Origin of the sequence: Psychromarinibacter sediminicola (assembly GCF_029168335.1) — a bacterium.
GTDB classification, from domain to species: domain Bacteria; phylum Pseudomonadota; class Alphaproteobacteria; order Rhodobacterales; family Rhodobacteraceae; genus Psychromarinibacter; species Psychromarinibacter sediminicola.
The window spans coordinates 1-395 of the sequence record NZ_JARGYC010000250.1 but is presented as its reverse complement, the minus strand read 5'-3'; the positions used below and the strand labels follow the sequence as shown (position 1 = coordinate 395).

1 protein-coding gene is annotated in these 395 nt (G+C 58.2%); it reads right to left on the bottom strand.

Translation table 11 applies throughout. The features are described from left to right. Positions 1–101: 101 nt before the first annotated feature. The coding region (locus tag P1J78_RS25675) for a glutathione S-transferase family protein (protein ID WP_275570113.1) at positions 102–395 on the bottom strand (294 nt) is incomplete at its 5' end.

Here is a 395-nt window from a genome sequence, read left to right as displayed (position 1 = left end):
ATGACCGGAAGGGGCCGTCAGCGCCTGCAGGCCCGGCGCGCTGGAGTCAGGGGCCTGCCGCGCCGGCGCAGGTCTGCTTCGAGCCCAATCCGGACGGTCAATCAGAATGGCGGGAGAGCTTTCAGACCAAGGCCCGGTCCGAATTGATCAATGTGAACCAATGAAATGGCAGGTCGCTCCATGGCGGCGAGGATGCACTCGGTAATTCTCGGACACCGCTTTGCCAACCAGTCTAAGTCGTGATGCCATTGCGTCAGCATCCAAACGAAGATGTCAGTTACCGATAGAACATCTCCGAGCATGAAGGGCCCACGATCAAAGGCTGCTTCAAGAATCAAGTAGTTGCGATCAATGAAATCACGTGCTGCAGCGGCGACACCTGCTGGGTCACCCGT